The following is a 6803-nucleotide window of genomic DNA, read 5'->3' as shown; positions in this document are numbered from 1 at the left end:
CAGCGTTCATCCTGAGCCAGGATCAAACTCTCCAATAAAGTTAGTTTGTCTAGCATCTAAAATAAAAATTGACGTTTCACGTTGTTTGTTTCGTTCAGTTTTCAAAGAACTTGTTTGCCGCTCATTTGCGACTTCCTTATGTTAACATCTTCGTTTTTCGATGTCAACTAAGTTTTTCAATTTCTTTTTTGTCGTTTTCTGCGTTTCCGCATCAGCGACGTTTATTAATATATCATGCAGTATATGTAGGGTCAATACTTTTTATAAAAAAAATTTCACATCCCGTTAAAAGCTTTAAAAAGCATATTCCCAGTACATCATATCTCCCATTCACTCTTTATACATAGCTACACTCCTTCCTATTTTTCCCCTTATCCTTTTATTAAGTTTATATACGAATGAAAATTCTAAATTTTATGTTATATTATTATTATAGGAGTGTGGTGAGAATGAGCATTAAATATTCGAACAAAATCAATAAAATTCGGACCTTTGCATTAAGTTTAGTATTTATCGGCCTCTTCATTGCATACTTAGGAGTCTTTTTCCGTGACAACATTATTATTATGACAACATTTATGATGGTTGGCTTTTTAGCTGTTATCGCTAGTACTGTCGTTTACTTTTGGATTGGTATGTTATCTACTAAGACTGTACATATTATTTGTCCAAGTTGCGATAAACCAACAAAAATGCTCGGTCGTGTCGACGCATGTATGCATTGCAACCAACCTTTAACACTCGATCCGAGTTTAGAAGGAAAAGATTTTGATGAGAAATACAATAAAAAGAGCTATAAAGGATAAAGTGCACTTTAATCAGTGTTTTTCTTCATCCATACCAACCTAGATTTCACTGGATACATCTATATATAATGAAGAAAGAGGGTGACGTAATCGTCACCCTCTTTCTTTAATTATATATTACGCCTTATGACACTCTGGACAAACGCCATAAATTTCTAAGCGATGACTATTAATAACGAAGCCTGTCGTTTTCGCAGCTTCCTCTTCAAGTTTTTCCAAACCTCCATAAGGAAAATCAACAATCTTACCACATTTTTCGCAAATCACATGATAATGTTGACTTGTAACATAATCAAATCTACTCGAAGCGTCTCCATAAGTTAATTCCTTTACAAGTCCAACTTCTTTAAACACACGTAAGTTATTATAGACAGTTGCAACACTCATATTCGGAAACTTACCTTCTAATGCTTTATAAATATCATCCGCTGTTGGGTGCGTCATAGATTCCACAAGGTACTCTAAAATAGCATGACGCTGTGGAGTAATGCGTACACCCGTATTTTTCAGCATTTCTAGCGCTTCTTTTAATTCTTCTTTGACCACCGTCATGCACCCCGATTCTATACGGATTATTATTTTATAATTCTTATAAAGAGTGTACCCCTTTTCTTATAAATCGTCAATATTTCTACTATAAGTATGTGGTTTATTTTTATATATAGCCTTATTCTTATGTATCTTCCCCCATTTTCTATACATTTACATAGAAAAAAGTGCGATATAATCGCACTTAGAATAATATCATCTGAGGAGGTATGCCCTACACTTTCACTTTATGTATCGTGGGAAAATATGTATAGACACATGCCTTACATATGTATTTTTTTCTTCCCACTATAGTTTATTTTATATAAGAAAGGACGTCCTCAATATGTCCTTTCACTTTCACTTTACGCCATTCTTTTACAAGTTCACCGTCTTTATTAATAAGGAATGTAGAACGCTCGATTCCCATGTACTCTTTTCCAAAGTTCTTTTTCAACTTCCAAACATCGTACAATTCTGCTACTTTATGATCTTCATCTACTAAAAGTATAAATGGGAGCTCATGCTTCTCAATGAATTTCATATGTCTGTTCACCGAATCCGGACTTACACCAAGGATGACCGTATCCTTCTCTCGGAATAATCCATACGCATCGCGAAAATCACATGCTTCGGTTGTACACCCTGGAGTCATATCTTTCGGATAAAAATATAGAACTACATTTTCCCCGCGGAAGTCAGCTAAGCGAACTTGTTCTCCGCCACTTCCCTCTAATGTGAATTCCGGTGCCATTTCTCCTACTGTGATCATTGTTATCACTCCTTCTCTTTTCTATTACTATAACAAATGCTACCTTATTTTTCATTGTCCATTACAGTCCTTACTACAAAAGCAAACGGTAATGTATATCCAATTAGCGCTTCTCCAATTGCAATCCATCTTCCGATTCCAATCGGAGCTATATCACCATATCCAACGGACAATAAAGTAACTGCGCTAAAATATAAACATATTTCAACAAGTTGAAAGGAATGAGCATCGAGCCTATCCCCATCTTCTTTCAAAACTGTAAAATCCATTTCCTCTAATACAACATAACTTAATCCAAACGCAATCAACACCGTTGTATAAATTAAAAATAATGTGGCTAAATTATACAGCGAAAAGAAACGCTTGGAATCTGAATATGAACTCCATAATAATTGGACACTTCTCAAAATAGCGATTGCTGCAATTAATAGAATAAATCCCCATAACATGTCCTCCACCTCATTTTATATGTATGAGGGCTACAGCTGATTTATCCCTTAGAAACGAACAAGCTTCTATAATTAATTTCCTGCACCACGATATCGTTTAACCCCTTGATTCCAGAGAGTAATTGCAATAGTAAAACAGATAATACCAACAATTGGTGTTGCGAATGCATAGCTATTCCACTCTGTTTTTCTTAAAAAGTATGCTGCTGGATATACCCCAACAAACGCAAATGGTAAGACAAACGTTAAAATAAAGCGAATAACACGGTTATAAATATTAACAGGATAGCGCCCATAATTACCTATGTTATACATAAGCGGCATAATAGAACTTTTCGCATCCGACCAAAAGCCAAGACTTGCAAGCGTAACAAATATCCCGCCGTATACAAGTGCGCCTCCTCCTACCATAAGTAAGAATAAGAAGAAATCATACCAATAAAAAGATAATTGCAGCTCCAATGCCGCATAGCCCATTACAATAATCCCTGTAATGGCCCCAATTAGAGATTCAAGTTCCATTCTTTCTAATATAATTTGAAATAAACTATGAATCGGTCTCGTTAATACACGATCCATTTCTCCTTTAATAATGTATCGATCATTGAAGTCCCATATATTAAAGAAAGCTGAAAAAATAGCAAACGGTACTAAAAAGAAACCATAAATAAAGATTACTTCTTCTCGGCTCCACCCTTTTAGCTCTTGAGTATGCCCAAACACAACGAGAATGAAGATTAAATTAACAGCTTGTAGCAATAAATCTGAAAGTAATCCAACAATAAAATCGCCTCGATACTCCAATTTTGTTTTTATATATTGGCTTGCATATTGCAAAAACAACTTTATATATAGCATCTCATCATCCCCCTTGTACAATTAGACGTTTTCTCGCCGTTTTCCACATCAGCACAATTGGAATAATAAGTATAATTGCCCAAATCATTTGAAATAATAAAGCTTCATATAACTTACTTCCTTGTATACCTTCAGAGAAAATCATACTCGGAATATAACTAATTGCTTGAAACGGTAAAAACACCATTGCTTTTTGGGCCCATAACGGATAAAAACTAATCGGTAATAATAAACCAGAAAATAAATCGATTACAACACGTTTCGCATACATAATTCCACTATTATTAAATAAAAAGAATGTAAGCATTCCTGTCATTAAATTTATTTGTGTATTAATGATAAAACTAAATATTAAAGATAAGAAGAAATATAACCACGTTTGAAAATTCGTTGTAATTTGTAATGAAAATAATAACGTAACAATAACCATACCCGGAATTGAAAAGAAAGCGAAACGAAACATCCCTTCTCCAAGACCTTGCATAACCTTCATGCCTAAATAATTATACGGACGAATTAACTCTACCGCCACACGTCCTTCTTGAATTTCCATCGCAATTTCTCTATCTATATTATTGAAATAAAAAGCACGTGCCATCCATGCGATCGCAATATACGTAGTCATTTGCGAAATAGATAAACTTTCAATATTCTCTTTCCCGCTATAAATCGCTTGCCATAAAAAATAATACGCACCTATATTAATTGTATAAATTAAAATCCCACTGTAATAATTTGTACGATAGGCAAGCATCATTAAAAAGCGAATCCGAATCATTTCAATATACTTACCCATGCCTAATACCTTCTTCATAAATGTTACGAATAATTTCCTCTGTAGACACTTCATTAATTTTTAAATCTTTAATTTGAAAGGCTTGTACTACTTTAGAAATCAGCATAGAAATGATAACTTCTTCATTTGGTATTTTTGCAACCCACGCATTTTCCTCTTTTGCTTTTGACCAAACAACATGATTATCAGGCATAACCATTGATAACGCCTGGTATGAAACTGGGGCAACAAACTGAAAATGTATTTCCTTCTCCGCTCCCCACTGCGTGCGAAGGTTATCTAAAGACCCGTCATACATAATGTTTCCTTCATCAAGCATGATGACGCGCTCACATAAAGCTTCAATATCAGTAATATCATGAGTCGTTAACAGAATTGTTGTTTTATAACGTTCATTCATCTCTTTTAAAAATTCTCGTATTTTTAATTTCACAAGAACATCTAGCCCAATTGTTGGCTCATCTAAAAATAATAACGGCGGATTATGAATTAACGCCGCTGCCAATTCACAACGCATTCTTTGACCAAGAGATAATTTTCGTACCGGTTTATCTAATAAAGGACCAATATCTAACGTTTCAATAACATGTTCCATATGTTCCTTATACTGAGCGTCCGATACACCGTACACTTTCTTCAATAAACGAAATGATTCTTGTACAGCGATATCCCACCAAAGCTGAGAACGTTGACCAAACACAACACCGATTGTTCTTACAAATTCTTCTCTCTGTTTATGTGGATTCATGCCGTTCACTGTAATTTGTCCTGATGTCGGAGTCAAAATTCCTGTAAGCATTTTAATCGTCGTTGATTTACCAGCGCCATTTTCACCAATATAACCAACCATTTCACCTTGCTTTACAGTAAAAGAAACATCATTTACTGCTGGTACTATTTTATAATTACGATTTAATAAATCGCGAAATGCACCCTTTAATCCTGGACGACTTGAATAGGCTGTAAACTCTTTACGTAACCCTTGTACCTCAATTACCGATTTCATAATCGGACCCCCTTCCTAAATGTCACAACGAATAGTTTACCCAACTGCTCTCTCTATCACAAACAATACGTCTTTTCGAAAAACATGTTAGAATAATACATAGATTTTTGTAAGGAGATGAATTGTAGTGAATTTCACGAAATCAGAAGCATTACATAAAGAAGCTTTAGAACATATCGTTGGTGGTGTTAATAGTCCTTCTCGTTCTTACAAAGCAGTTGGAGGTGGTTCTCCTGTTGCAATGGAACGTGGAAAAGGTGCTTATTTCTGGGATGTAGATGGAAATAAATATATCGACTATTTAGCAGCATATGGCCCTATTATTACTGGACATGCTCATCCACACGTAACAGAAGCAATTAAAACAGCAGCTGAAAATGGTGTACTATACGGTACTCCAACAGCACTAGAAGTAAAATTTGCAAAAATGTTAAAAGAAGCAATGCCTGCTTTAGATAAAGTCCGCTTCGTAAACTCTGGTACAGAATCCGTTATGACAACCATTCGTGTCGCTCGTGCTTACACTGGCCGCACAAAAATCATGAAATTCGCTGGTTGTTACCACGGTCATTCCGATTTAGTACTTGTAGCAGCTGGCTCTGGTCCTTCTACTCTTGGAACTCCTGATTCAGCTGGTGTGCCACAAAGTATCGCACAAGAAGTTATTACCGTTCCATTTAATAATGTAGAAACTTTAAAAGAGGCATTAGATAAATGGGGACACGAAGTAGCAGCTATCCTTGTAGAACCGATCGTTGGAAACTTCGGTATTGTAGAACCTAAACCAGGCTTCCTTGAAAAAGTGAATGAACTTGTTCACGAAGCTGGTGCACTAGTAATTTACGATGAAGTTATTACTGCTTTCCGCTTTATGTACGGCGGCGCTCAAGATTTACTTGGCGTAACACCAGATTTAACAGCACTTGGTAAAGTTATTGGCGGCGGACTTCCAATTGGCGCTTACGGCGGTAAGAAAGAAATTATGGAACAAGTTGCTCCGCTCGGCCCTGCATACCAAGCTGGTACAATGGCAGGGAACCCAGCTTCTATGGCATCAGGTATCGCGTGCTTAGAAGTACTTCAACAAGAGGGCGTATACGAGAAATTAGATGAACTTGGAGCAATGCTTGAAAAAGGTATTCTAGAACAAGCTACAAAACATAACATTGATATTACAGTAAACCGTCTAAAAGGTGCATTAACTGTATACTTCACAACAAATACAATTGAAGATTACGATGCAGCAAAAAATACAGATGGTGAAATGTTCGGTAGATTCTTCAAACTTATGCTTCAAGAAGGTATTAACTTAGCACCATCTAAATATGAAGCATGGTTCTTAACGACAGAACATACAAAAGAAGATATTGAATATACAATCGAAGCTGTCGGCAGAGCATTTGCTACTTTAGCAGACAATAAATAATCCCGTCATTAAAAGGAAAAAAGAAAGCTCACCTTTCTTTTTTCCTTTTTTCTATTTCATAAATCCCTCATTAATAGTATAATTATTCATAATTATCTGTTTTATATTCTTTTATATCCTTACTATCCCTGTATACAAGGCGGATTACGTCTTAAATAGTAA

The 6803-nt window shown here is 35.5% G+C and carries 8 protein-coding genes; 2 read left to right on the top strand and 6 right to left on the bottom strand.

Annotated features, from left to right (window positions below; all coding sequences use genetic code 11):
- Positions 1–449 precede the first annotated feature (449 nt).
- A complete protein-coding gene (locus ACTFQM_RS25350) occupies positions 450–806 on the top strand; it encodes a YgzB family protein (RefSeq protein ID WP_002174763.1) in 357 nt (118 codons plus the stop codon).
- 117 nt (positions 807–923) lie between these two features.
- Here the strand turns inward: ACTFQM_RS25350 and perR are convergent, their stop codons facing one another.
- The 6 genes from perR to ACTFQM_RS25320 form a co-directional block, all read right to left on the bottom strand.
- Complete coding sequence (gene perR, locus ACTFQM_RS25345) at positions 924–1352, bottom strand: peroxide-responsive transcriptional repressor PerR (protein ID WP_000237829.1); 429 nt, start codon at positions 1350–1352, stop codon at positions 924–926.
- A gap of 298 nt (positions 1353–1650) precedes the next feature.
- Positions 1651–2106 (bottom strand): thioredoxin-dependent thiol peroxidase, encoded by a 456-nt coding sequence (gene bcp / locus ACTFQM_RS25340; RefSeq protein WP_440036770.1) that lies wholly within the window; start codon positions 2104–2106, stop codon positions 1651–1653.
- A 44-nt stretch (positions 2107–2150) separates the two neighbouring features.
- Positions 2151–2555, bottom strand: coding sequence for a potassium channel family protein (locus tag ACTFQM_RS25335; RefSeq protein WP_002174760.1), 405 nt, complete (start codon positions 2553–2555; stop codon positions 2151–2153).
- Positions 2556–2627: 72 nt separating this feature from the next.
- Positions 2628–3413, bottom strand: a complete 786-nt coding sequence (locus tag ACTFQM_RS25330; protein WP_002174759.1) for an ABC transporter permease — start codon at positions 3411–3413, stop codon at positions 2628–2630.
- A gap of 4 nt (positions 3414–3417) precedes the next feature.
- Positions 3418–4209 carry an ABC transporter permease gene (locus ACTFQM_RS25325; protein WP_002174758.1) on the bottom strand — a complete coding sequence of 264 codons (792 nt, stop codon included), beginning with the start codon at positions 4207–4209 and terminating at the stop codon, positions 3418–3420.
- Complete coding sequence (locus ACTFQM_RS25320) at positions 4202–5215, bottom strand: ABC transporter ATP-binding protein (RefSeq protein ID WP_025148683.1); 1014 nt, start codon at positions 5213–5215, stop codon at positions 4202–4204. Before ACTFQM_RS25320 ends, ACTFQM_RS25325 begins: the two co-directional genes overlap by 8 nt.
- Positions 5216–5342: 127 nt before the next feature.
- Between ACTFQM_RS25320 and hemL the strand changes: the two genes are divergently transcribed.
- The gene (gene hemL / locus ACTFQM_RS25315; protein ID WP_440036767.1) at positions 5343–6641 is read left to right on the top strand and encodes a glutamate-1-semialdehyde-2,1-aminomutase; all 1299 of its coding nucleotides are present in this window, start codon (positions 5343–5345) and stop codon (positions 6639–6641) included.
- Positions 6642–6803 lie beyond the last annotated feature (162 nt).

Source organism: Bacillus cereus group sp. MYBK30-2 (genome assembly GCF_051915945.1).
GTDB lineage: Bacteria > Bacillota > Bacilli > Bacillales > Bacillaceae_G > Bacillus_A > Bacillus_A paramycoides.
Note: the sequence above shows the minus strand (reverse complement) of the source record. Positions and strands in the feature narration are given on the sequence as shown.